Here is a 23,315-nt window from a genome sequence, read left to right as displayed (position 1 = left end):
ACGGTCGGGTCGCTCGGTTCGAGGATCTTCGGATCGGGCACTTCGTCGAGCCGGATGTCGCCCACGTGGTGCCACCCAACTGCCTTCACGCTCGCTCCTCCCGATCTTCTCGTCGTGGCGGCCTACCCGCCTGCGCCCGACCGAAACACACGTTTGCCCGGTGCCGCAGCGGGTAGGTGCAGGACATGGGCCCGGGTGGCCCGGACCAATCCCCGACGACAACGGTGACGACGATGACCGGTTTCTTCCCCCGCGGTCCGGGGGACAGCCCGTTCGACCAGTTCCTCGCCCAATTCTTCGGCCAGACGGCGCCGGGCCGGCGGCCCTCGTCGGTCGACGTGACGCAGTTGCTGAGCGACCCGGCCCGCAAGCTGGTGGCCGAAGCCGCGGGACTCGCCCTGGACACGGGCCACCCGCACGTGGACACCGAGCACCTCCTGTGGGCGGCCACCCGGTCGGCGTCGACCGCACAGCTGCTGCAGCGCGCCGGCGTCGACGTCCGGCGTCTTTCGCAGGTGCTCGAGCGAAGCCGCCGGGAGGCCGGGTCCGCGGGCACGGCACCCGCGCGGCTCGCGCCCGCGGCGAAGTGGACGCTGCTCGACGCCCACCGGATCGCGCGCGGCCTCGGCTCCTCGTTCATCGGCCCCGAGCACCTGCTGCTCGCGCTGGCCGCGAACGGCGAATCCGCGGCGGGGCGCCTGCTGAGCGAGCAGGGCGTGACGCCCGAACGGCTCCGGTCCGCCGGCACCGAGCGCGTGGGTGACCGGCCCGCCGCCATCGACACCCCGCTCTCGACCGCTACGGCGAGGACCTCACACTGCGCGCGGGCGAAGGCCGCATCGACCCCGTGATCGGCCGCGACGACGAGATCGAGCAGACGATCGAGGTGCTGTCGAGGCGCACCAAGAACAACCCCGTCCTGATCGGTGAGGCCGGCGTCGGCAAGACAGCCATCGTCGAGGGCCTGGCCCAGCGGCTCGCCGACGACGACGTGCCCGATGTGCTCAGCGGCCGTCACGTCGTCCAGCTCGACGTGACCGCGATGGTTGCCGGCACGCGCTACCGCGGAGACTTCGAGGAGCGGATTTCCGCGCTGCTGACCGAGATCCGCGAGCGCAGCGATCACCTGATCGTGTTCGTCGACGAGCTGCACACGATCGTCGGCGCCGGCGGCGAGGGCAACCAGGGTGCGGGGAACATGCTCAAACCCGCGCTGGCCCGCGGCGAGCTGCACATCGTCGGCGCGACCACTTTGGCCGAGTACCGCACGGGCATCGAGACCGATCCCGCGTTCGAGCGGCGGTTCCAGCCCATCCTCGTGCCGGAACCGCCGACCGACGACGCGCCGGCCATCCTGCCCGGTCTGCGTGACCGCTACGAAACCCACCACCAGGAGCGCTACACCGACGAAGCGCTCTTCGCGGCCGTCGACCTGTCCGACCGCTACCTCACCGAACGGCACCTGCCCGACAAGGCGATCGACCTCGTCGACCAGGCCGGGGCGCGCGTGCGGCTGCGGACCCGGACCCGGCCCGACGGCGAACGCGAGCTGCAGGCCCGGTTCGACGAGCTGCAGCGGGAGAAGGACCAGGCCGTCGCCGCCGAGGACTTCGAACGGGCGTCGCAGTTGCGCGACCGCGCCGCCGAGCTGCGGCGGCAGCTCGACGAACGCCGCGGCGAAGCGGGCACCGAGGAGGTCACCGAAGCCGAGGCGGCCGAGGTCGTCTCGCGCCTCACCGGGATCCCCGCGACCCGGCTCACCGAGTCCGAACGCGAACGGGAACGGCTGCTGAACCTCGAAGAACACCTCCACGGCCGCGTCATCGGCCAGGACGACGCGGTGCGCGCGCTCGCCGAGGCCGTGCGGCGCTCCCGGGCCGGGCTGGCCGAGCCGGGACGGCCGAGCCGGGACGGCCGTTCGGCAGCTTCCTGTTCCTCGGCCCGACCGGCGTCGGCAAGACCGAGCTGGCCCGCGCGCTCGCCGAAGCGCTCTTCGGCGACGAGGACAGCATGGTCCGCATCGACATGAGCGAGTACGGCGAGGCCCACACGGTGAGCAGGCTGATCGGGGCGCCGCCGGGGTACGTGGGCTACTCCGACGCCGGCCAGCTGACCGAGGCCGTCCGCCGGCGCCCGTATTCGGTGGTGCTGCTCGACGAGCTCGAGAAGGCGCACCCGGACCTGTTCAACGTGCTGCTGCAGGTGCTCGACGACGGCCGCCTCACCGACGGGCGAGGCCGCACCGTTTCGTTCGCCGACACCGTGCTGATCATGACGAGCAACCTCGGCTCGGACCTGGTCGGCAGCGCGACCGAGGGCGCGCTCGGGTTCGTGCGCCCGTCCGGCGAAGGCGCGAGCGGCAGCGGGGACGGGCTGCGTGAGCGCCTGATGCGGCGGCTGCGCGAGTCGTTCCGGCGCGAGTTCCTCGACCGGATCGACGACATCATCGTGTTCCGCAAGCTCGAGGCCGGCCAGCTGGACCGCATCACGAGCCTGCTGCTGGACCGCCCGAAACGGCGGGCGCAGGCCCAGGACGTGACGGTGGAGTTCACGCCCGAAGCGGTGCGCCGGATCAGCGAGCTGGGCTACGAACCGCAATTCGGTGCCCGGCCGCTGCGGCGCGCGATCCAGCGCCACGTCGACAACCCGTTGTCCACGATGCTGCTCTCCGGTGACCTGCGGCCCGGCAGCACCGTGCGGGTCGACGCCGGCGAGGGCGGGACCGACGGTCTGAGGTTCGCCACGACGGTCTCCGCGTGACCTGGCCCCCGCCGTGTCGGCGCTGACGGTCCTGCTCGGTGTCGCCGGGTTGCTCGCGCTCGCCGCGGCGGTGCTGCCGAAGCTGGTGGCCGACCGGCCGTTCTCGGCGCCGCTGGTGATGCTCGTCGCCGGCGTGCTGCTGGGGATCGCGCCGCTGCCCGCACCGTACGGCGACGGCTGGGCCGATCCCGCTGCGCACCTCGCGGGTGTCGAATCGTTCGCGCAGCTCGGCATCCTCGTCGCGCTGGCCGGGGCCGGGCTGTCGGTCGACCGCCCCTTCGGCCCGCGGCGCTGGCTGTCGACGTGGCGGCTGCTGGCCCTGGCCATGCCGCTCGCGATCGCCGCCGTGGCTCTGCTCGGGTGGTGGTGGCTGGGTCTGGCACCCGCGGCCGCGCTGCTGCTGGGATCCGTGCTCGCCCCGACGGACCCGGTGCTCGCGGGCGACGTCGGCGTGCCCGCGCCCGGCGCCGGGCCGGAACTCGCGCGCGACAACGAGGTCCGGTTCACCCTCACCACGGAAGCCGGGCTCAACGACGGGCTGGCCATGCCGTTCGTCGTGGTCGCCCTCAGCCTCGCAGGACAACCGCACGGCGGTGCCTGGGTGCTCACCGACGTGCTGCTGCCGCTGCCCGTCGGTGTCCTCGCCGGCCTCGGCACCGGCCGGCTGCTCGCGTGGACGATGTTCCGCACCCCCTCGTCGCGGGTGCGGCTCGCCGAGTACGCCGATGGGCTCGTGCTGCTCGCGCTGGCCTTCCTCCCCTACGCGCTGGCCGAGCTGGTGCACGGCAACGGCTTCCTCGCCGTGTTCACCGCCGCCGTCACCGTGCGGAACCGGGAACGGTCCCACCGCTACCACGACGTGCTGCACTCCTTCGGCCGCCAGCTCGAGCGCCTCTTCGTCGCCGTGGCCCTGCTCGGCCTCGGTCTCGCGCTCGGCGACGGGCTACTGCGGGGGCTCACGGTCACCGAGATCCTGCTCGTGTTCACCGTCGTGTTCCTCGTCCGGCCGCTGACCGGGCTGGTTTCGCTCATCCGCTCGGCCGCGCGGGGCCGGGCCGCGTCCGGCATCGCGTTCTTCGGGGTCCGCGGCATCGGCACGCTCTACTACCTGGCCCACGCGCTGCACGCGGTCCCCGTGCCCGGGCGGGCGTCGCTCTGGCGCGTCGGCGCGCTGGCCGTCGCGCTTTCGGTTTTGGTGCACGGGATCCTCGCCCAACCGTTGATGCGGCGGATCGAAGCGCGGGGCGACCACGTGCCCCTCGGCCGCGGTGACGTCCCCGGGTGAACCCGCGCCGCGGCGGGTACCCGGGAAGCGCGACGAACCGAGGAGGCGCGAATGTCCTTTCCGGACCACGACACGCTCTCGCGGCACCTTGCCGGTGTCCGCTACCCGTGCGGCCGCGCGGAGCTGCTGCGGCAGGCCACCGCCGCCGGCGCGGGCGACGACGTGCTGGGCCCGCTCGGCGCACTCGCCGCCGAGGCGCGCTACGACGACCTCGACGGCGTGTGGACGGCCCTCGAAACGAACCGTTCGACGTCGGGTTGAGCTGCGAGCACAGCGGGAACCCGGGGTCTCAAGGCGATCCTGCGACCTTGGAGGTGTGTGGTGATCGAGGAAGTGCCCGCGAAGCCGCCGGAGGAGCGGTCGTTCGGGGAGCTGGTGTCCGACCTGACCGAACAGATCAAGCGCTTGGTGCGCGACGAGGTCCGCCTCGCCGTGTTCGAGGTGCGCAAGAAGAGCACCCGGATGGGGGTTGGCGCCGGACTGTTCGGCGCGGCAGGGCTGGTCGCGCTGTTCGGTGGCGGTGCGGTCGTGGCCGCTGCGATCATGGCACTCGCCCTGGTGCTGCCTGGCTGGGCGGCCGCGCTCGTCGTCGCCGGGGTGCTGTTCGTGCTGGCCGGGCTGACGGCGCTGGTGGGGCGCACGCAGCTCAAGCGCGGCAGCCCGCCGATGCCGGAGGAAGCCATCGAGGGCGTCCGCGAGGACGTCGAGGTCGTGCGGCAGGAGGTGCGCTCGTGAACCGCGAGTTCCCGGAGACGCCGGAGGAAGTCCGCATCGACCGCGACGCGACGCGGGCCGAGCTGGCCCAGACTCTCGACACGCTCGAGCAGAAGCTCGACGTGCGCCCGAAGATCACCCGCGGCATCGACGCACGGCTCGACCAGGCCGAGGCCAAGGTCGGCGGCGTGGTCGGCGAGCCCGCGGCGGCGAAGTTCCGCCACGGCGCCGACACCGTGCGAGCCAACCCGTTCCCGGTGTTCGCCGGCGTGCTCGGGCTGATCATCGTGCTGCGGCTCATCCTGCGCCGGCGCTCACCCGACGACTGCTGAGGGCTCAGCTCACCGCGTTCACCACGAAGTAGACCACCGCGGACACCGCGGCCGCCGCGGGGAACGTGAGCACCCAGCCGAGCACGATGTCGCGAGCGATGCCCCAGCGCACCGCCGACAGCCGGCGGGTCGCACCCACGCCCATGATCGCCGCGGTGATCACGTGCGTGGTCGAGATCGGGGCCTTCACCGCGAACGCCGTCACGTACAGCACGGAAGAGGCCACCGACTCGGCGACGAACCCGTGCGGCGGGTCGAGCGGGAACACGCGGCGCCCGAGCGTGCGCATGATCCGCAGCCCGCCCGAGTACGTGCCCAGCGACAGCGCGCCGGCGCACAGCAACGTGACCCACAGCGGCACGGCGAAGCTCGTCTGCCGCCCGGCGGCGACCAGCGCGAGCACGATGATCCCCATGCCCTTCTGGGCGTCCTGCAGCCCGTGGCCCAGCGCGAGGGCCGACGCCGAGAGGATCTGGCAGCGGCGGAACACCCGGCCACTGCGGTGCGGGTTCGCGCGCCGCAGCAGCCACAGCGCGCCGACCATCGCGACGTAGCCGAGACCCAGGCCGAGCAGCGGTGAGGCGACCATCGGCACGAGCACCTTCTCGACGATGCCGGTCCAGTGCACGGTGCTCGCCGCCGCCAGCGCCGCGCCGACCATGCCGCCGATCAGCGAGTGCGAGGAAGACGAAGGCAGGCCGAAGTACCACGTGATCAGGTTCCACGTGATGGCCCCGGCCAGCGCGGCGAAGACCACGGAGAGCGCATGTGGCCCCGCCGGGACGTCGATCACTCCTTTCGCGACGGTCGCCGCGACGCCGGTGGACAGCAACGCCCCGGCGACGTTCATGACCGCGGCGAGCGCGAGCGCGGTCCGCAGGGTCAGCGCACGCGTGGACACCGCGCCGGCGATGGCATTCGCCGCGTCGTGGAACCCGTTGGTGTAGTCGAAGAACAGGGTCAGCACGACGACCGTGACGAGCGCGGCCGTGCCCGTCACTACGACTCCTTGACCGCGATCGTCTGCACCGCGTCGGCCACGTGCTCGAAGGCGTCGGCCGCGAGTTCGAACTGCTCGACGACTTCCTTCGTCTTCAGCACCTCCAGCGCGTCCGCGCCGGGTTCGAACAGCTGCGCGAGGATACGGCGGTAGACGCGGTCGGCCTCGTTCTCCAGCTCGTTGATCTCGATCCAGTACGGTTCCAGTTCCCCGACCTTCGCGAGGCCCGGCATGGCCGCCGCGGTCAGCTCGGAGCAGCGGCACAGCACGCGCACGAGCGTCTCGGTGCCGGGCGGGAACGCGTCCACTCGGTAGAGCACCGACAGGTCGGCGGCGGTGTCCATGAAGTCGAGGACGTCGTCGATCTTCGCGGCAAGCGCCTGGATGTCCTCGCGGTCGAAGGGCGTGACGAAGGAGCTGTTGAGCTCCACCATGATCGTGTGGGTCAGCTCGTCGCCCTGGTGCTCGACCTCGTGCAGGCGCTTCGCCATCAGCTCCCGCTCCCCCGGTGCGGCGCCGACCAGGTCGCGGAGCAGCGCCGTCGCGGTCACGAGGTTGGCCGCGGCATCGGTGAGCAGATCGAAGAACTTCGTCCCCCGTGGCGTGAGCCGCATTCTTGCCTCGTCCCTTCACCGGCGCGATCCGATTCCGGAGAGTGCCCAGCCGGGCGCGGGTTCAACCGGCGGCTCGCGGGAAGCCATCCGAACCTGTCCGAGTCGGTAGGAAGCCGTGAACCAGCCGTTGCGCGTCGTCGCGCTGACCTGCACGCTCAAGCCCTCGCCGGCCAAGTCGAGCAGCGACCTGATCGCACGCCAGCCGCTCGAGCTGTTCGCCGAGCACGGGGCGACCGTCGAGGTGGTGCGTGTCGTCGACTACGACGTGCGCCCCGGCGTGGAGGCCGACCTGGGCCGCGGCGACGAGTGGCCCGAAATCCGCCGGAAGGTCGCGGCGGCCGACGTGCTGCTCGTGGCGACGCCGACCTGGGTCGGGCACATGTCGAGCGTCGCGCAGCGGGTGCTGGAGCGCCTCGACGCCGAGCTGTCCGAAACGGACGGCGAAGGCCGCCCGGCGATGTTCGGCAAGGTCGGCGTCGCCGCGGTGGTCGGCAACGAGGACGCCGCCCACAAGATCATCGCGGACCTGTTCCAGGCGCTCGACGACACGGGCTTCACCGTGCCCGCGCAGGGCGCCACCTGCTGGAACGGCGAAGCCATGCAGGGCGGCGACTACCTCGACCTCACGGAAACCCGAAGGCCGCCGCCTCGACGAACGCCAAGCTGGTGCGCAACGGGGTGCACCTCGCCGACCTGGTGCGCGAGCGGCAGTATCCGGCCGCCTGAGACGATGTTTGCCCGGCCGGGCCCCGCGGTACCCGGGCCGCATGAGTCAAAGCGTTGCGGACTACGTGCTGGCCAGGCTGCGCGAATGGGACGTCGAGCAGGTTTTCGGCTACCCGGGTGACGGGATCAACGGGCTCGTCACCGCGTTCGGCGCGGCGGGGAACAAGCCGCGGTTCGTCCAGGCGCGGCACGAGGAGATGGCCGCGTTCGAAGCCGTGGGGTACGCGAAGTTCAGCGGGCGCGTCGGGGTGTGCGCGGCGACGTCCGGGCCCGGCGCGATCCACCTGCTCAATGGGCTGTACGACGCAAAGCTCGACCACGTGCCGGTGGTGGCGATCGTCGGGCAGACAGCACGCAGCGCGATGGGCGGCAGCTACCAGCAGGAAGTGGACCTGCAGGCGCTGTTCAAGGACGTCGCCAGCGAGTACCTCGTCGAGGTCAACGTGCCGGAACAGCTGCCCAACGCCCTGGACCGCGCGATCCGCACCGCGCTCGCCCAGCGCGCCCCCACGGCCCTCATCATCCCGGCCGACGTGCAGGAACTCCCCTACGAACCACCGGAACACGAGTTCAAGCACGTGCCCTCCAGCCCGCCGGACCACCCGCACGCGAAGGTCGTGCCGCCTGACGAGGAGCTGACGCGAGCCGCCGAGGTGCTCAACGCCGGCGAGAAGGTCGCGATCCTCGTCGGCCAGGGCGCGCGCAACGCCGTCACCGAGGTGCGCGAAGTCGCCGAGCTGACCGCTGCGGGCGTGGCGAAAGCGTTGCTGGGCAAGGACGTCCTGCCCGACGACCTGCCCTACGTCACCGGCGCGATCGGCCTGCTCGGCACGCGCCCGAGCTACGAGCTGATGCGCGACTGCGACACCCTGCTGATCGTCGGCTCCGGCTTCCCCTACAGCCAGTTCCTGCCGCCGTTCGGGCAGGCGCGCGCCGTGCAGATCGACCTCGACGCGCGGTTCCTGGGGCTGCGCTACCCCACCGAGGTCACGCTCCTCGGTGACGCGAAGAGCACACTGGAGCACCTCATCCCGTTGCTGGAGCGCAAAACCGTGCGCGCCTGGCGCGAGCGCGTCGAAAAGAACGTAACCGAGTGGACGGACACCGTCACTCGCCAGGCGATGCTGGAAGCGCACCCGATCAACCCGATGCGCATCGTGCACGAGCTGTCCGAGCGCATCCCCGAGGACGCCATCGTCACCACCGATTCGGGGTCGACGGCCAACTGGTACGCCCGCAACCTCCGCATCCGCGGCCGCATCCGCGGCTCGCTCTCGGGCACGCTCGCGACGATGGGGCCCGCCGTGCCGTACGCGATCGGCGCGAAGTTCGCCCACCCCGATCGTCCGGTGGTCGCCCTCGTCGGTGACGGCGCCATGCAGATGAACGGCCTCGCGGAGCTGCTGACGATCGCCCGCTACCGCGAGCTGTGGCCCGACCAGCGATGTGTGATCTGCGTGTTCCACAACGGCGATCTCAACCAGGTCACGTGGGAGCTGCGCGCGATGGGCGGCGCGCCGAAGTTCGAACCGTCGCAGTCGCTGCCCGAAGTGTCCTATGCGGACTTCGCGCGCGGCATCGGGCTCGGCGGCGTGGCGGTCGAGGACCCCGCCCAGCTCGGTGCCGCCTGGGCCGCGGCGCTCGCCGCCGACGTGCCGACCGTGCTCGACGTGCGCTGCGATCCCGAGGTGCCGCCGATCCCGCCGCACGCGACCATGGAGCAGCTCAAGTCCATGACCGAATCGGTGCTCAAGGGCGACCCGAACGCCTGGCACCTGGTTGCCCAGGGCCTCAAGACGAAGGTCCAGGAGCTCCTGCCGTCGAGGAACTGAAAGGAGTCCCCTGTGGACACCCGTGGCCTGCGCCCCCTGACCGCCGCCACCGGTCCGTTCGTGTCCGTGCACTTCGACGAGTCGCACGACACCGAGGACGCCGCCAAGCAGCTGCGCCTGCGGCTCAAGGAGATCGAGGCGGCGCTGTCCGAGCAGAACGCCGATCCGGAGACCGTCGACGTCGTCCTGCGCACCGCCGAGGCCGGTCCGCCGCCCGTCGGCCGTGCCGGCCGGAGCCTGATCGCGGCGAACAGGAAGATCGTCGCCGACCGCCGGCTCGCCGCGCCGCCCGCCGGCCAGGACGCCCGCTACTCGGACCTGCCCTACTTCCTGCCCGTGGTCACGCACACCGAAGACGTGCCCGACTACGTGCTGGTGCTCGTGGACCGGGTGGGTGCCGAGGTCGAGGTGCACCACGCCGACGGCACCACGCAGACCGAAACCGTGCGGGGCCGCGACGACGACGTGCACAAGGTGCGCGGCGGTGGGCCCGCGCACCGGTCGATCCAGGCGCACAGCGAAGAAACCGTGCGGCACAACCTCGAAGACGTCGCCGCGCACGTCGCGAAGACCGTCGAACGGACCGGCGCGCGGCTCGTCGTGCTCGCCGGCGAGGTGCAGGCCCGGGCCGAACTGCACGAGCTGCTGCCGGAACCGGTGCGCTCGATCACCCAGGAGACCGGAACGGGCGGCCGGGCGGCCGGTTCGGACCGCGACGAGCTCGACGAACGCGTCCACGAGCTGCTCACCGGCCGCCACCTCGTCGAGCTGGACGACCTGGCCGAGCGGTTCCGCGCGGAAGCCGGACGCGAGTCCGGTCTCGCGGTCAGCGGGCTGCAAGCCGTGACGGCGGCGCTGGCCGAGGCGAACGTCGAGACGTTGCTGGTCGGCGAGCCGGGTGACGCCGAAGTGCTCACCGGGGCCGAACCGACCCAGGTCGGTGTGGCGAAGCCCCGGCTCGCCGCGCTGGGCGCCGAGCACCCGGCGAAGCACCGCGCCGACGAAGCGCTGCCGTACGCGGCAGTGGCCGTCGGCGCCGACGTGGTGGTGATGGACGAGCGGATCGACCTGCCCGACGGCTTCGCCGCACTGCTCCGCCACCCCTGAGAACCGGCGGGCGGACACGCGGTGGGGTGCGTCCGCCCGTCCTTGCCCGGCGAAGAGGGCGGCTGGAGTGCGGCCGCCCTCTTCGCCGGACTTGTCGCCGGCTTCCCGCGGTCGGGATCAGGCCGGCTGCTCCGACCGTGCTGGGACCGGCAACCACGGACGGACAGGTCCTGCCCCAGGCAGGAGGTCAGCCGGTCGCAGGGTCACGCCCGCGGCCCAGCCGCGAAAGGGATGTCCTCACAGCGAGTCTTCTTTGGCGGCGCCGGCCACGGCCTCGGCGATCGCCTCCACCACCCCGTCGTCGAACACGCTCGGCACGATCCGGCGCGCGTCGAGGTCGTCACCGGTGACGTCGGCCAGCGCCCGTGCGGCCGCCAACAGCGTGCGGGACGTCACGCGCGGCGCGCCGGAGTCGAGCAGGCCGCGGAACACGCCGGGAAACACGAGCACGTTGTTGATCTGGTTCGGGTGATCGCTGCGGCCGGTGGCGACGATCTCGGCGTGTCGGCCGGCCACCTCGGGGTCGATCTCGGGATCGGGGTTGGCCAGCGCCAGCACGACGGCGCGGTCGGCCATGCCGGCCACGTCCTCTTCGCTCAGCAGACCACCGGCGCTCACCCCGACGAACACGTCGGCGCCGGACACCGAGTCGCGCAGGCTCCCCCGGGCTTCACCGCCGGAGTTGGTGTTCTCCGCGAGCCACCGCTTCTCCCCGACCAGGTCCCGCTCCGGGTGGAGCACGCCTTTGCTGTCACAGACCACGAGACGCCGGAAGCCGGCTTCCTGCAGCAGGCGCGCGGTGGCGCTCCCCGCCGCGCCGGCGCCGGAGATCACCACCGACGTGTCACCGGGTTCGCGGTCCGTCAGCTTGAGCGCGTTGTGCAGGGCGGCCAGCACGACGACGGCGGTGCCGTGCTGGTCGTCGTGGAACACCGGGATGTCGAGCTCGTCGTGCAGCCGCCGCTCCACGGTGAAGCAGCGCGGCGCGGCGATGTCCTCGAGGTTGATCGCACCGAACGACGTCGCGAGGTCCTTCACGGTCCGCACCAGGTCATCGGGATCCCGGCTGAGGGGGCAGATCGGCCACGCGTCGACGTCGGCGAACCGCTTCAGCAGGGCGGCCTTGCCCTCCATCACGGGCAGCGCCGCAGCCGGGCCGCGGTCACCGAGGCCCAGCAGGGCGGACCCGTCGGAAACGATCGCAACCGAGTTGGCCTTCACCGTTTCGCGGGCGAGTGCCGACGGGTCCTCGGCCACCCGTTTCGCGACTTCGGCCACCCCGGGCGTGTACTGCTCCGCGAGATCCTGCGGGCCTTCGAGCCGCACCCGGGCCGAGACCTCGACTTTTCCACGACTTCGGCTCATGAGCGGCGGATACCCCCGGCCGCGACGCGGAAATCGCCGCGTTTTTCACGGCCTGCGACGGGTACCCGCCGGAGCGGACAGGAAGGAGTGCCCCATGCCCGAGGACCCGACGGTGGACCCGGTTCGCGCCGAGGGCCCGGCGCTGGTCACCGGCGGCACGCGCGGCGCGCGGCGGCTCGTCGTGCTCGACCCCGCCGGCGAGGCCAAGCACGACGACCTCCCGCCCACCTGGCGCCCGCTCGCCGGTGGCCACGAGATCTTCTGGTGCCGCCTGCCCGTCGAGAACGGCGCCCGGGAGGCCGCGCGAGCGCTGGCCGAACCGGCGGACGCGCGGCACCTCGCCGACATCGTCGCGAGCGGCCCCGACGCCGGCGATGCCCTGCGGCTCGCACAGGAGCACCGGGACCGCGTGCGCTCGGTGCTGCTGGTCGACCCCTCCGCCGAGGGCGTCGTCAGCCCGGGTGATGCGCTCGCGGCCGACGAAGGCTGGCTCGCGGCGCACGGCAACGAGATCGCGCGGCTGCGCGACGCCGGCATCGACGTGGAGCTGGTCGCCCACACCACCGACACCCCGGACGACCGCATCCCGGCCCCGCTGCCACTCGGGCACCCGCGCGTGGCCGAGGGCGTGCGCACCGCGCTGGCGAAACTGCCCGCGGTGCACCGGCCCTCACGGTAGCCACTAACCGGCGCGCAGTGCCGGCAACAGCTCCTTCTCGGCGAACTCGAAGAAGCCGCTCTGGTGCTCGCCGCCGATCTGGACGAGCGCCAGGTCGGTGAAGCCCGAGTCGGCGAACTGCCGGACGGCGTCGCGGATCGGCTCCACGTCCGGGCCGCACGGGATGCTCCCGGCGACGTCCTCCTCGCGCACGAACTGCGTGGCGCCGGCGAATCCCGCCGGGCCGGGTAGCTCGGAGTTGACCTTCCAGCCACCGCCGAACCAGCGGAACTGGCCGTGCGCGCGACGGATCGCCGCGGCCCGGTCGGCGTCCCACGCCACCGGCAGCTGAGCGATCTTGCGCGTCGGCGGGCCGAGGCGCGTCGCGTCCCACTCGCCGCACAGGCCCGGGTCGGGTTCGACCGCGATCATCACGTCGGCCTGCGGGGCGAAGCGGTGCACGGACTGCTTGCCCGACACCGCGACGCCGATCGGCACGCGCCGGGGCGAGAGGTCCCACAGCTTGGCCGAATCGACGCGGAAGTGCTTGCCCTCGTAGCTGAACGTACCGCCGTCGAACAGGCCGCCGATGATCTGCAGGGCTTCGGCGAGCATGTCGTGGCGCACGTTGACCGGCGGCCAGCCCTGCCCGATCACGTGCTCGTTCAGGTTCTCCCCTGCTCCGAGGCCCAGGGTGAACCGGTCGTCGGACAGGAGCTGGACGGTCGCGGCCTTCTGCGCCACCACGGCCGGGTGGTAGCGCATGATCGGGCAGGTCACGAACGTCATCAGGTCGACCCGCTCGGTCACCTGCGCCACCGCGCCGAGCACACTCCACGCGTATGGCGCGTGTCCCTGCTCCGCGAGCCAAGGTGAGTAGTGGTCGCTGCAGACCTCGAAGTCGAAGCCGGCCCGCTCGGCCGAGGCCGCGTGGCCGACCAGGTCCTTCGGCCCGGCCTGTTCGGTCATCAACGTGTAGCCGATGCGCATGCGCGCTCCCTGGGGTCGCGGGTCGGTGAACCCGGGGCTCACCCTTTCCCCGCCGGGATAACCCGCGACCCCGCGCCCGGAAACACTCGTCAGGCCACGCCGTGCTCGAGCCAGGATCGGACCCGCAGTTGACCTTCGCCGGCGCGTCCTGCGACCTGCGCGAGGACGCGCGGACTCGCCGTCGGTTTTCCAACCGGCTGAGGTGAGCAGGGCTCGGCACGACGCGTCAAAAGGCAGTCTTTTCAAAGGACTCAGCAGGTGAAGGTCTCGCGATCCGGGCTCGACGGCCGTTTCGGGGTCCGGTTCGGGACCGTGCCCTCGCAGCAGGCGACCCCCGCCTCGTGTTCCGGAAGCGGTCCGTCCGCGGATCTGCGAAGCTCCCTCCATGGCTGTCCCGATGCGTTCGCCCTGGTTGCGCTGGACCACGATCGCGCCGGTCGTGGCGGTGGTGACGCTCGCGATCACGTGGGGCCTCGTGCTCGGGACGGTGCCGGTGATCATCGTCGCCGTCGTGCTCGCGGCGGCCGTGCTCGCCGCGGTGCACCACGCCGAGGTGGTGGCGCACCGGGTTGGCGAGCCGTTCGGTTCACTCGTACTCGCAGTCGCCGTGACGGTGATCGAGGTGGCGCTCATCGTCACGCTCATGGTGTCCGGCGGGCCGAAAACCGCGTCGCTCGCGCGGGACACGGTGTTCGCCGCCGTGATGATCACGGCCAACGGCATCTTCGGCCTGTCACTGCTGCTGGGCACGCTGCGGCGGAAGACCGCGGTGTTCAACGCCGAGGGCACGGGCTCCGCGCTCGCGACCGTCGGGACACTGGCCACGCTCAGCCTCGTGCTGCCGACGTTCACCACGTCGCGCCGCGGCCCGGAGTTCTCCCCGGCGCAGCTGGGTTTCGCGGCCATCGCGTCTCTCATCCTGTACGGGGTCTTCGTGGTCACGCAGACCGTGCGCCACCGCGACTTCTTCCTGCCGGTCGGCGAAGACGGCGCCGTGCTCGACGACGCCGGCGGGCACTCGGGCCGGCCCAGCGGCCCCGAAACCGCGTTCAGTCTCGTCCTGCTGCTGGTCGCGTTGATCGCCGTGGTGGGGCTGGCGAAGGTCGAGTCACCGGCGATCGAGGCCGCAGTGGCCGCGCTCGGGTTCCCGCAGTCGTTCGTCGGCGTGGTGATCGCGCTGCTCGTGCTGCTGCCCGAAACGATCGCCGCCGCCAACGCCGCGCGCCGCGACCGGGTGCAGGTGAGCCTGAACCTCGCGCTGGGTTCCGCGATGGCCAGCATCGGCCTGACGATCCCGGCGATCGCCCTCGCGTCGATCTGGCTCAGCGGCCCGCTGGTGCTGGGCCTGGACCCGACGCAGATCGTGCTGCTCGTGATCACTGTCGTGATCGGCGGTTTCACGATCGTCCCCGGCCGCGCGACGCGGCTGCAGGCGTGTGTGCACCTGGTGCTGCTGGCGGCGTTCGTGTTCCTCGCCGCCTCGCCGTGAGGTCGTGTCGAGCCGCGCCGCGCCCGTTCGTCCTCGGGGTGACAACACCGCCTCGAAAGGACGGACGATGGACACCATGCAGCTCTACCACCGGGCCCAGGACGACTTCGACACCGTGCTGGCCACGGTGCCGTCCGACCGCTGGGCCGCACCTTCGGCGTGCACCGAGTGGACGGTGCGCGACGTCGCGGGCCACGCGGTGTGGGGCCAGCGCCAGCTGCGCGCGTGGGCGCTCGGCGAGGACTACCCCGAACACTCCGGCGCGCCCGGCTCACCGCACCCGGCCGCGCTGGCCGGCGACGACCCGCTGACGACCTGGCGTGCGGCGCGCGAGGCGTCCCTCGCCGCGCTGACGCCGGAAACGCTGGGCCACACGACCACGCTGCCTGGCCTGGGCGAGGTCCCGATCGCGGGCATCGTAAGCCTGCTGACCACCGACCTCGTCGCGCACGCCTGGGACATCGGCCACGCTCTCGGCACCGTGGTGCGGCTGCACCCGGACACGATCGCGGCGGCCTTCGACTGGGCCCGCGCCCACGCCGTGCGCCGGCCCGGTTTCTTCGGCCCGGAGCTCACGCCGCCCGCCGGCGCCGACGAGCAGACGCGGCTCCTGGCGTTCCTCGGCCGGGCGGCGTGGCAGCCGGTGGCCGCGTAGGCGCCGGGGTGCGTCCGAAGTGGACAGGGCGGACAGAGGACACTGCGGACGCACCCCGCTAGCCGTCGATCACCTTGCGGCCCGTGTCGTACGCGTGCAGAGCCGCACCGACGGCCGCCGCTTCCGTGACCTCGAAGATCTCGTCCTCGCTGTGGCCCGCGGCGACCAGCGCCGCGACCTCCTCGTCGGTGACGCGGTAGGACGCGCCGCGCACCTTCTCCGCATAGCTCCGCCAGGGCTCGCCGACGGGGTCGCCGGCCACGAGCGCCACCCGCAGCGCCCGGTCGGTGACACCGTCCGCGTCGAGGACGCTGTGGCGCAGGTTCTCCACGACGTCACCGTGGTCGGCCGCAACGCCGCCGGCGAGGAGAAAGCCCGGGAAGCGGTAGCCGAACCGGTGCAGCGACCGGGTACCGCTGTGCAGCTGCCCGTCACGCAGGACGAAGCCGAACGCGTTGGCCAGGCGGTTGACGACGTCCCAGACCAGGTTTACCCGCAGCGCCTCCAGCACAGCGTCCTTCGGCACGTCGGCGACCAGCGTCGCGTCGGGCTCGCCGCCGGGTCCCGAGACGGTGTCGAGGAACGCGCGCACCGCCCGCAGCTCCGGCCGCGCCGACTCCGGCCGGTCCGGGTCGATCTCGCCGACGCCGGCGATTCTGACGAGCTCCTCGTGCGTGACGGCGCAGAACGGGCACTCGTGCAGCTTCGCGGTGCCCATCGCCAGGAACTCGCGCTCCCCAGCCGTCCAGTGCGACGGGCCGCGCATCGCCGGAGCGGTCAGCTCCAGCAGCGCCCGCGACATGAAGTCCGGGCGGTACAGCAGCATCAGCACGATGTCGGGACTGTCCACTCGCGACATGGCCGCTGTGGCGGACAGGAACAGCTTCGCGCGGCGGCGGTGGCCGTGGTCCAGGATGGACAGTCTCACCGGTGCTCCTCGGTGTCGGGTTCGGTGCCGGTCTCGGTGCCGGCACGGTCGAGTTCCAGCAGGCGGCCGGCGAGGAACCTCCGGTCGGCGGGGGTGTGGGCGAGTTCGTGCGCCCGCCGGTACGCGGCGGCCGCTTCCGCGCGCCGGTCGAGCCGGCGCAGGAGGTCGGCCCGCGCGGCGTGCAGCAGGTGGTACTGCTCCAGTCCGTCGATGCCGTCCATCAGCGCGAGCCCTTCGGCCGGCCCGGTGGCCATCGCGACGGCGACAGCGTGGTTGAGCGCCACCACCGGCGACGGCGTGAAGCCGAGCAACCGGGCGTACAGCGCGGCGATGCCGCCCCAGTCGGTCTCGTCCGCCGACGGCGCCTGCGCGTGCAACGCGGCGATCGCGGCCTGCAGCTGGTACGGACCGGGCTCGCCGAAGCGCAGCGCGCGGTCCAGCAGCCCCAGTGCCTCGGCGATCTCGGCGCGGTCCCACAACGCGCGGTCCTGGTCCTCCAGCAGCACGACATCGCCGGCCGCGCTGTGCCGCGCCGCGGCCCGCGAGTCGTGCAGCAGCAGGACCGCGACGAGCCCGAAGGCCTCGGGTTCGTCCGGCATCAGCGCGGCGACGAGTTTGCCGAGCCGGATCGCCTCCTGCCGCAGCGCGCTGTGCTCAGGCGAACCCGCCGCGGCCGTGTAGCCTTGCGTGAAGATCAGGTACAGCACCGCGAGCACGCCGGAGAGCCGTTCGGGCAGCAGGTGGTCGGGCGGGACCTCGAAGGTGATGCCGGCGTCGCGGATCTTCCGCTTGGCCCGCACCAGCCGCTGCGCGAGCGTCGCCTCGCCGACGAGGAACGTCCGCGCGATCTGCCCGGCCGTGAACCCGACCACGGCGTTGAGCGTCAGCGCCACGCGCGCCTGTTCGGCCAGCGCCGGGTGACAGCAGGTGAAGATCAGGCTCAGCCGCTCGTCGCCGACCTCGAGCAGGCGGTGTTCCCCGAAGCCGGTCATCGGCACCACCTCCGGGTCCGCGCCTCGCGCCGCGAGCTTCTCCCGACCGAGCCTGGCCCGGCGCAGCCGGTCGATCGCGCTGTTGCGCGCGGCGGTGAGCAGCCATGCCACCGGGTCGTCGGGCACCGCGGCCCACTTGCGCAGTGCGAGCGCGCACGCGTCCTGCAGCGCGTCCTCCGCCAGCTCGAAATCGCCGAGCACGCGGATCAGCGCGGCGAGCATGCGGGCGCGCTCGGCGCGGTAGACCCGTTCGACCGCGTCCGCAGCGGCCACCGTCATGCGCGGGTCATTTGGCCGGAGCGCCCGGGCGCCCGGCGTCGACCGGCGCGTGGTCCACCCCGGGCACCCCGACGATCGGGCGCACCTCGATCGAGCCGTCGGCCGCCATCGGGCACAGCGCCGCCAGCTCGATCGCTTCGTCGAGGTTGCGGCAGTCGAGCACGTAGTAGCCGCCGAGGTGCTCGTGGGTCTCGACGAACGGTCCGTCGGTGATGAGCGTGCGCCCGTCGCGGACGCTGACGGTCGTCGCCGTCGCCTCCCCGTGCAGCGGCTTGCCGTCCACCCACACCCCGCGCCGGCGGCATTCGTCGGCGAACGCGTTCACCCGTGCGACCGCTTCCTCGAACCCGGGGTCGCCGGGTTCCGGGCGTTCGCAGTTGTAGATCAACAGCATGTACTGCACGTGTCCTCCAGTCACCTGCTCGCCGTCGGTCGAAGAGGATGACGAACAGCCTGACCGTAACTCGACAGCCGCGCTGCGGCTTTCGGAAATTTGTGGTTCACGCCCCGGCGCGGTTCACGGCGCCGAGGGGCCGGCTCGTCCACGCCGAGCCGATCGACGCTCGTCAGCCGAGCAGGGACGGGTGCAGCTCGGGCGGCGCGCCCAGTTCGGCGCGGCGGCTGCGCGGCACCGTGCCGTCCACATCGGTCACCCCGAGCTCGGCACCGAGTTCCGCGCCGATGAGGGCGCGGCCCGAGTAGGCCATGAGATCGGGCGACGCGTAGAGCGTGGCGATGACGCGGCCGGTGAACTGCGGTGACTCGCGGGGCGCCGTCCGCGCGCCGGGCGGCAGCGTGGCGAGGTGGGCTTCGGCGCGTTCGGTGCGCATGCTGCCCATCCAGATCGACACGGCGGCGACGTGGTGCGGGCGCAGGTCCTTCGCCATGTCCGCGGCCATCTTGTCCGCGCCGGCCTTCTGCGCGCCGTACGCCGGACCCTGGTGGTAGGACACCGCGCCGTAGTGGCCGGTGTTGACGAGGAGACCCCGGTCGTTCGCGATCAGCAGCGGAGCCGCGTGGTGTGCCGCGATGAAGTGCGAGCGCAGGCCGACGGTGAGCAGGTCGGCCGCGGCGATCGGGTTCACCCAGAACCCACCCGGTTCGATCGGGGCCGGGACCTTGGCCGCGTTGTTGACCAGGACGTCGAGCCGCCCGTGCTCGTCGGCGATCCGGGCGAACAACGCGGCGACGGCCGAATCGTCGGCGTGGTCGACGGCGACCGGTACACCCCGCCCGCCGGCCGCGTCGACGAGCGCGGCGGTTTCGGCGACCGTCCCGCCGTGCGGCGAGTCGCCGGGCCGGGTGCTGCGGCCGGTGACGTAGACGGTGGCGCCCTCCGCGCGCAGCGCCACGGCGATGCCCTTGCCACCCCGGCTGGCGCCGGTGACCACGGCGATCGTGGGAGCCATCGGTTCTCCTCTCCATCCGGACGCCGTGTCCGTTTGCCGCTCCCGACGATATGGACGCCGTGTCCGCTTGTCACGGTGATAGCGGACACGGCGTCCGGATAGTGGCTAGACTCGGGCGGTGGCCACCCCGGAGAAGCGGCAGCGCGCGGACGCGCGGCGCAACTACGACGTGCTGCTCGCCGCCGCGAAGGACGTGTTCGCGCGACTGGGCACGGACGCGCCGCTGGAGTTCGTCGCGCAGGAGGCCGGCGTGGGCCGGGGCACGCTGTACCGGCATTTCCCCTCACGCGAGCACGTGTTCGCCGCGATCATGCGCGACAGCGCGGACGCGCTCGACGCCCACGCCCGCGAACTGCTCGACGCCCCAGACGGCGGCGCGCGGCTGCCGGAGTGGCTGCGCCACTTCGACCGCGCCGCCACCGAGTACCCCGGCCTCACCGGTCACGTCACCGACGACGGCTCGCCCGTCGCCGTCACGTGCGCGCCGATGAAGGCGAGCTTCAAGCGGCTCCTGGCCCGCGCCCGCGACGAGGGCCGCGTCCGGCCCGACGTCTCGGCGGCGCAAGTGCTCACGCTCGTGGGCGCGCTGCCGAAGGATCCGGAGACGGGCCGGACCGCGAAGCCTTACCTCGACGTGGTGCTGGAAGGCCTGCGGATCACCACGTGACCGGCAGCTCGTACACGCCGTACACGGACCCGTTGTGCTTGAACGGGATCCGGGCCGGATCGCCGGCCAGGGCGAGCGTCGGCACTCGCCGGTAGAGCGTGGAGTACGCGACCTGGAGCTCGACGCGCGCGAGCGGCTGCCCGAGGCACTGGTGCACCCCGAAGCCGAACGCGACGTGCCGGCGCGAGTCCGGGCGACGCAGATCGAGCCCGTCGGGGTTGGGGAACACCGCGGCGTCGCGGTTGGCGATGTCGTTGGCCATGATCAGGCCTTCGCCGGCGCGGATGGTCTGCCCGGCGAGCTCGATGTCCTCCAGCGCGACGCGGCGGCGGCCGTTGTGCGTGATCGTCAGGTACCGCAGCAGCTCCTCGACCGCGCCGGCGATCACCTTCGGATCGTCGGTCTCGCGCAGCACGGCGAGCTGATCGGGGTGGTCGAGCAGCGTCAGCGTGCCGAGCGCGATCATGTTGGCCGTCGTCTCGTGGCCGGCGATCAGCAGCAGCACGCCCATCTGCGCGGCCTCGGACCGCGTCAATTCTCCCGCTTCGACGCGGTCGGCGAGGCCCGACAGCAGGTCGTCCCGGCGGCGCGCGAGCTTCTCCCCCATCAGCTCGTCGAGGTAGTCCAGCAGCGCGCGGTGGCCGGCCGCGCGCTCGGCCGGCTCGGTGTCGCGCTTGATGATGACCTTGCTGTTGGCCTGGAAGAAGTCGTGGTCGCGGTAGGGCACGCCGAGCAGCTCGCAGATCACCAGCGACGGCACCGGCAGCGCGAACGCCTCGACGAGGTCCACCGGGTTGGGCCCGGCGAGCATCTCGTCGAGCGTGTCGTCGACGATCTTCTGGACCGCCGGGCGCAGCCCCTCGATGCGGCGCACGGTGAACGGCGCCGTGACCATCCGGCGCAGGCGCCCGTGCTCGGGGTTGTCCATCAGGATGAAGCTCACCGCCGGCCCGCCCGGCGGCAGCGGCGCGGGGCTCGGGTAACCCGGCCGCGTCACGTCCGCGCTCACCCGCGGGTCCGCGAGCAGCGCCCGTTGGTCGGCGTAGCGCGTGACGAGCCACGGCGTGCTGCCGTCCCACAGGCGTACTCGCGCGAGCCGCGCTTCGTCCTGCAGCTCCCGCGTCCGCGGCGGCGGGTCGAACGGGCAGCCGGCCGCGCGCGCCATCGGGAAGTCCGGGATCGCGTCCGCCTCGGGGGTGGCGGGGTCCAGGGTGCTCGTCATGCGTTCCTCCGCAACGGTTTTCGTCAGTCTGATGTGGATGGTGCGAGCCAGACCCCGACGATGGCGTCGACGAGGCCGGTGCCGGCGGCGTGCCAGTCGGGACGCGGGGTCGGCGCTCCTTCGGCCAGGGCACGTTCGCGTTCGGCGCAGGTGTGGACCATGAGCTGGCGCGCCATGTCGTCGCGTTCGGCGCGGACGGCGGCGGGCAGGTGCGGCAGGCAGCTGTCGAGCCCGTGGAGGATGCGGTGCAGCGCGGGCGCGCTCAGCGCTTCGTCGATTAGGATCCCGCGCAGTGCCGGGTCGGTCATGACCTGCGCGGCGAAGCGCGCGAACCACGTCGGGCCGGACAGCTCCGCGAGGTGGTCGGTGACCGGCCGGACGAGGCATTCGACCCAGTCGCGGGCCGTGGCGTCCGCGCCCACCTGCTCGACCATGCGCGTGCGCGTGAGCTCGATGCGACCGGCGTGCTTGCGCGCGATCGCCCGCACCAGATCGGCCTTCGCACCGAAGTGGTACCCGACCGCGGCGTTGTTGCCCTGCCCCGCGGCCTCGCTGATCTGCCGGTTCGACACGGCGTACACCCCGTGCTCGGCGAACAGCCGCTCGGCCGTCACGAGGATCCGCTCCCGCGTCGAGCCGGCGCGCGCCACCTTCCCGACCGTTGCGACCACCGTTGCTCCTCCCCGCACCCCTGGCCCGGTTCGTGATCAGTCAACCGGAGGTCCGCGTGTTAAGTCAAGTGCTTGACTTAGCCTGGGTATGCCGCACCGGGGAAGCCGATCCCTTTCGCTCGCCCGGCGCCCGAACCTGGAGCGACGACCGAAACGTTCCCGGGTACCGTGATGATCGGCAGGCGCCGTCCGCCGCTGCTGTCCACACCGGACAGTCCAGACCCACGATTGTTCGCGACCCGCGACAAGGAGGACCCGGCCGTGAGACCGATCGACGCCACCTTCAGCCTCGTCGATCACCACGGCACGCCCGTGACCGAACAGAGCTACCGGGGCCAGTGGGTTACGGTGTTCTTCGGCTTCACGCACTGCCGGGTGGTGTGCCCGCGCGCGCTCGGGCGGCTGTCGGCCGTGCTCGACGGGCTCGGGCCGCTCGCGGAGAAGATCCGGCCGCTGTACATCACCGTCGACCCGGAGCGCGACACCCCCGAGGTCATGCGCGCCTTCCTCGAAGCCGGCCACCCGCGGTTCACCGGGCTCACCGGCACGCCGGAGCGGATCGAGGCCGCGAAGCGCTCGTTCCACGTCTTCGCGCGCCGCAAGGACGACCCCGAGGACCCCGACGGGTACGCCGTGCCGCACACCGCCATCACCTACGTGCTGAGCCCCGACGGCGAGTACGCCACGCACCTCACCGATGGGCTCGACACTGAGACCTTCACCGAACGGCTGCGGGCGGCCGTTTCCTGAAGCCCGCGTTTCCTTGGAACTCCTAACTCAATGCGGGGTTGCCTGGTCGGCGCCGGCAGGTGATGCCGCGGGTGAGACTCAGGAACGCCGCGTGGATGTCGTCGCGGACCTCGCTGCGGATGCGCAGACGCCGGAACCAGTGCAGCGGGGCGACGCTTGCTCGACGACCCAGCGGTGCACGCCCGACCCGCAACCGTGTTCGACGCCACGCCGGGCGAACGGGGGCGTGCTGGCCTTGTCCGGTACCAGTCTGCGGTCCTTGTCGTGATCGTGGCGCGGTCGGCGTAGATCGTGTCCGGTCGCCCGCGGGGTCGCCCGCGCCGGCCCCGTACCGGCGGGATCGTCTCGATCAACGACATGAGCTGAGTGACGTCGTTGCGGTTACCGCCGGTCAGCACGTCTGCCAGCGGGATACCGTGCGCTTCGGTGATCGGGTGGTGTTTCGAGCGTGTTCGGGCACGGTCAACCCGGGCTCGGTCCGGTTTCAGGTCACCTTGCCGGGCTCGCACGTGAGAGCCATCGATCACCGTCCGTGACCAGTCGAGTGTGTCGGCGGTTTGTGCACGGCAGTCGGAAGCGATCCGTGCAGGCGTTGCCCGACTCCCGTGTCATTCCCGTCCCGCAGGCGTCGCCAGTCAGGTCATCCCCGAACCGAAGCCTGGTTCCTGCGGCAGAAACTCCCAGGGAATCCCGGTGGAGAGCACGAACAGGATGCCGCGGGGCACCGTGCGATCGTCCAGGCGCTTGCGACCAGGATGATCGGCACGTCGTGGGACGACCGGCAACGGCTGGATGCGTGCCCACAACTCATCGGACACGATCCACGGCGGCAGCTGACCCTTCCTCACGTCTCGACCAACAGACAGGTGA

24 protein-coding genes and 2 pseudogenes are annotated in these 23,315 nt (G+C 72.2%); 15 read left to right on the top strand and 11 right to left on the bottom strand.

Going from position 1 to position 23,315, the window contains the following annotated elements; genetic code table 11:
• Nucleotides 1-233: 233 nt before the first annotated feature.
• From I6J71_RS48365 to I6J71_RS18385, 7 genes are read left to right on the top strand one after another with little or no spacing between them, the layout of a single operon-like run.
• Nucleotides 234-851 (top strand): Clp protease N-terminal domain-containing protein, encoded by a 618-nt coding sequence (locus tag I6J71_RS48365; RefSeq protein ID WP_239154999.1) that lies wholly within the window; start codon nucleotides 234-236, stop codon nucleotides 849-851.
• A complete protein-coding gene (locus I6J71_RS48360) occupies nucleotides 848-2,029 on the top strand; it encodes an AAA family ATPase (protein ID WP_239154997.1) in 1,182 nt (393 codons plus the stop codon). The genes I6J71_RS48365 and I6J71_RS48360 overlap by 4 nt, the downstream gene beginning before the upstream one ends.
• The gene (locus I6J71_RS48355) at nucleotides 1,930-2,760 is read left to right on the top strand and encodes an AAA family ATPase (RefSeq protein WP_370542220.1); all 831 of its coding nucleotides are present in this window, start codon (nucleotides 1,930-1,932) and stop codon (nucleotides 2,758-2,760) included. Before I6J71_RS48360 ends, I6J71_RS48355 begins: the two co-directional genes overlap by 100 nt.
• Nucleotides 2,761-2,773: 13 nt before the next feature.
• Nucleotides 2,774-4,045 carry a sodium:proton antiporter gene (locus tag I6J71_RS18400; RefSeq protein WP_204095828.1) on the top strand — a complete coding sequence of 424 codons (1,272 nt, stop codon included), beginning with the start codon at nucleotides 2,774-2,776 and terminating at the stop codon, nucleotides 4,043-4,045.
• A gap of 51 nt (nucleotides 4,046-4,096) precedes the next feature.
• Nucleotides 4,097-4,306 (top strand): DUF2795 domain-containing protein, encoded by a 210-nt coding sequence (locus I6J71_RS18395; protein WP_204095827.1) that lies wholly within the window; start codon nucleotides 4,097-4,099, stop codon nucleotides 4,304-4,306.
• A gap of 60 nt (nucleotides 4,307-4,366) precedes the next feature.
• The gene (locus I6J71_RS18390; RefSeq protein ID WP_204095826.1) at nucleotides 4,367-4,780 is read left to right on the top strand and encodes a phage holin family protein; all 414 of its coding nucleotides are present in this window, start codon (nucleotides 4,367-4,369) and stop codon (nucleotides 4,778-4,780) included.
• Nucleotides 4,777-5,091, top strand: a complete 315-nt coding sequence (locus I6J71_RS18385) for a DUF3618 domain-containing protein (protein WP_204095825.1) — start codon at nucleotides 4,777-4,779, stop codon at nucleotides 5,089-5,091. The genes I6J71_RS18390 and I6J71_RS18385 overlap by 4 nt, the downstream gene beginning before the upstream one ends.
• Nucleotides 5,092-5,095: 4 nt before the next feature.
• On the opposite strand, the gene I6J71_RS18380 is transcribed toward I6J71_RS18385, so the two are convergent.
• Nucleotides 5,096-6,091, bottom strand: a complete 996-nt coding sequence (locus I6J71_RS18380) for an inorganic phosphate transporter (RefSeq protein ID WP_204095824.1) — start codon at nucleotides 6,089-6,091, stop codon at nucleotides 5,096-5,098.
• Entirely contained in the window at nucleotides 6,091-6,705 is a 615-nt protein-coding gene (locus I6J71_RS18375) for a DUF47 domain-containing protein (protein WP_204095823.1), read from the bottom strand. The genes I6J71_RS18380 and I6J71_RS18375 overlap by 1 nt, the downstream gene beginning before the upstream one ends.
• Nucleotides 6,706-6,820: 115 nt before the next feature.
• Between I6J71_RS18375 and I6J71_RS18370 the strand changes: the two are divergent.
• The 3 genes and pseudogenes from I6J71_RS18370 (at nucleotide 6,821) to I6J71_RS18360 (ending at nucleotide 10,370) form a co-directional block, all read left to right on the top strand.
• Nucleotides 6,821-7,431 (top strand): annotated as a pseudogene (locus tag I6J71_RS18370) (flavodoxin family protein).
• 41 nt (nucleotides 7,432-7,472) lie between these two features.
• The gene (locus I6J71_RS18365; protein WP_204095822.1) at nucleotides 7,473-9,263 is read left to right on the top strand and encodes a thiamine pyrophosphate-requiring protein; all 1,791 of its coding nucleotides are present in this window, start codon (nucleotides 7,473-7,475) and stop codon (nucleotides 9,261-9,263) included.
• A 12-nt stretch (nucleotides 9,264-9,275) separates the two neighbouring features.
• Nucleotides 9,276-10,370: a Vms1/Ankzf1 family peptidyl-tRNA hydrolase gene (locus I6J71_RS18360; RefSeq protein ID WP_239154993.1), complete on the top strand. Its 1,095-nt coding sequence runs from the start codon at nucleotides 9,276-9,278 to the stop codon at nucleotides 10,368-10,370.
• Between the two features lie 237 nt (nucleotides 10,371-10,607).
• On the opposite strand, the gene I6J71_RS18355 is transcribed toward I6J71_RS18360, so the two are convergent.
• The gene (locus I6J71_RS18355; RefSeq protein ID WP_204095821.1) at nucleotides 10,608-11,735 is read right to left on the bottom strand and encodes an NADP-dependent malic enzyme; all 1,128 of its coding nucleotides are present in this window, start codon (nucleotides 11,733-11,735) and stop codon (nucleotides 10,608-10,610) included.
• 94 nt (nucleotides 11,736-11,829) lie between these two features.
• On the opposite strand from I6J71_RS18355, the gene I6J71_RS18350 reads away from it, so the two are divergent.
• Nucleotides 11,830-12,414 carry a hypothetical protein gene (locus I6J71_RS18350; RefSeq protein ID WP_204095820.1) on the top strand — a complete coding sequence of 195 codons (585 nt, stop codon included), beginning with the start codon at nucleotides 11,830-11,832 and terminating at the stop codon, nucleotides 12,412-12,414.
• Between the two features lie 3 nt (nucleotides 12,415-12,417).
• Here the strand turns inward: I6J71_RS18350 and I6J71_RS18345 are convergent, their stop codons facing one another.
• Nucleotides 12,418-13,383 (bottom strand): TIGR03557 family F420-dependent LLM class oxidoreductase, encoded by a 966-nt coding sequence (locus I6J71_RS18345; protein WP_204095819.1) that lies wholly within the window; start codon nucleotides 13,381-13,383, stop codon nucleotides 12,418-12,420.
• A 385-nt stretch (nucleotides 13,384-13,768) separates the two neighbouring features.
• On the opposite strand from I6J71_RS18345, the gene I6J71_RS18340 reads away from it, so the two are divergent.
• Both I6J71_RS18340 and I6J71_RS18335 read left to right on the top strand, forming a co-directional pair.
• Nucleotides 13,769-14,872: a calcium:proton antiporter gene (locus I6J71_RS18340; protein ID WP_204095818.1), complete on the top strand. Its 1,104-nt coding sequence runs from the start codon at nucleotides 13,769-13,771 to the stop codon at nucleotides 14,870-14,872.
• A gap of 67 nt (nucleotides 14,873-14,939) precedes the next feature.
• On the top strand, nucleotides 14,940-15,527 hold the full coding sequence (locus I6J71_RS18335) for a TIGR03086 family metal-binding protein (protein ID WP_204095817.1): 588 nt from the start codon (nucleotides 14,940-14,942) through the stop codon (nucleotides 15,525-15,527).
• A 58-nt stretch (nucleotides 15,528-15,585) separates the two neighbouring features.
• On the opposite strand, the gene I6J71_RS18330 is transcribed toward I6J71_RS18335, so the two are convergent.
• From I6J71_RS18330 to I6J71_RS18315, 4 genes are all read right to left on the bottom strand, one after another.
• Nucleotides 15,586-16,455 (bottom strand): hypothetical protein, encoded by an 870-nt coding sequence (locus I6J71_RS18330; RefSeq protein WP_204095816.1) that lies wholly within the window; start codon nucleotides 16,453-16,455, stop codon nucleotides 15,586-15,588.
• Complete coding sequence (locus I6J71_RS18325; protein ID WP_204095815.1) at nucleotides 16,452-17,726, bottom strand: RNA polymerase sigma factor; 1,275 nt, start codon at nucleotides 17,724-17,726, stop codon at nucleotides 16,452-16,454. The genes I6J71_RS18330 and I6J71_RS18325 overlap by 4 nt, the downstream gene beginning before the upstream one ends.
• A 7-nt stretch (nucleotides 17,727-17,733) precedes the next feature.
• Nucleotides 17,734-18,129 (bottom strand): YciI family protein, encoded by a 396-nt coding sequence (locus tag I6J71_RS18320; protein ID WP_204095814.1) that lies wholly within the window; start codon nucleotides 18,127-18,129, stop codon nucleotides 17,734-17,736.
• Nucleotides 18,130-18,292: 163 nt separating this feature from the next.
• Nucleotides 18,293-19,135: an SDR family NAD(P)-dependent oxidoreductase gene (locus tag I6J71_RS18315; protein WP_239154992.1), complete on the bottom strand. Its 843-nt coding sequence runs from the start codon at nucleotides 19,133-19,135 to the stop codon at nucleotides 18,293-18,295.
• A gap of 118 nt (nucleotides 19,136-19,253) precedes the next feature.
• On the opposite strand from I6J71_RS18315, the gene I6J71_RS18310 reads away from it, so the two are divergent.
• On the top strand, nucleotides 19,254-19,802 hold the full coding sequence (locus I6J71_RS18310) for a TetR/AcrR family transcriptional regulator (protein ID WP_204095813.1): 549 nt from the start codon (nucleotides 19,254-19,256) through the stop codon (nucleotides 19,800-19,802).
• On the opposite strand, the gene I6J71_RS18305 is transcribed toward I6J71_RS18310, so the two are convergent.
• Nucleotides 19,792-21,024, bottom strand: coding sequence for a cytochrome P450 (locus I6J71_RS18305; RefSeq protein WP_204095812.1), 1,233 nt, complete (start codon nucleotides 21,022-21,024; stop codon nucleotides 19,792-19,794). The two genes, I6J71_RS18310 and I6J71_RS18305, sit on opposite strands and share 11 nt — an antisense overlap.
• Nucleotides 21,025-21,047: 23 nt before the next feature.
• Complete coding sequence (locus I6J71_RS18300; protein WP_204095811.1) at nucleotides 21,048-21,695, bottom strand: TetR/AcrR family transcriptional regulator; 648 nt, start codon at nucleotides 21,693-21,695, stop codon at nucleotides 21,048-21,050.
• Between the two features lie 261 nt (nucleotides 21,696-21,956).
• On the opposite strand from I6J71_RS18300, the gene I6J71_RS18295 reads away from it, so the two are divergent.
• Complete coding sequence (locus I6J71_RS18295) at nucleotides 21,957-22,445, top strand: SCO family protein (protein WP_239154990.1); 489 nt, start codon at nucleotides 21,957-21,959, stop codon at nucleotides 22,443-22,445.
• 22 nt (nucleotides 22,446-22,467) lie between these two features.
• Here I6J71_RS18295 and I6J71_RS18290 read toward each other — a convergent pair.
• A pseudogene (locus tag I6J71_RS18290) lies at nucleotides 22,468-23,278 on the bottom strand (IS5 family transposase).
• Nucleotides 23,279-23,315: the final 37 nt, after the last annotated feature.

It is taken from the genome of Amycolatopsis sp. FDAARGOS 1241, assembly GCF_016889705.1.
In the GTDB taxonomy this organism is placed as follows: Bacteria; Actinomycetota; Actinomycetes; order Mycobacteriales; family Pseudonocardiaceae; genus Amycolatopsis.
This window is presented reverse-complemented; position numbering and strand designations above follow the sequence as displayed.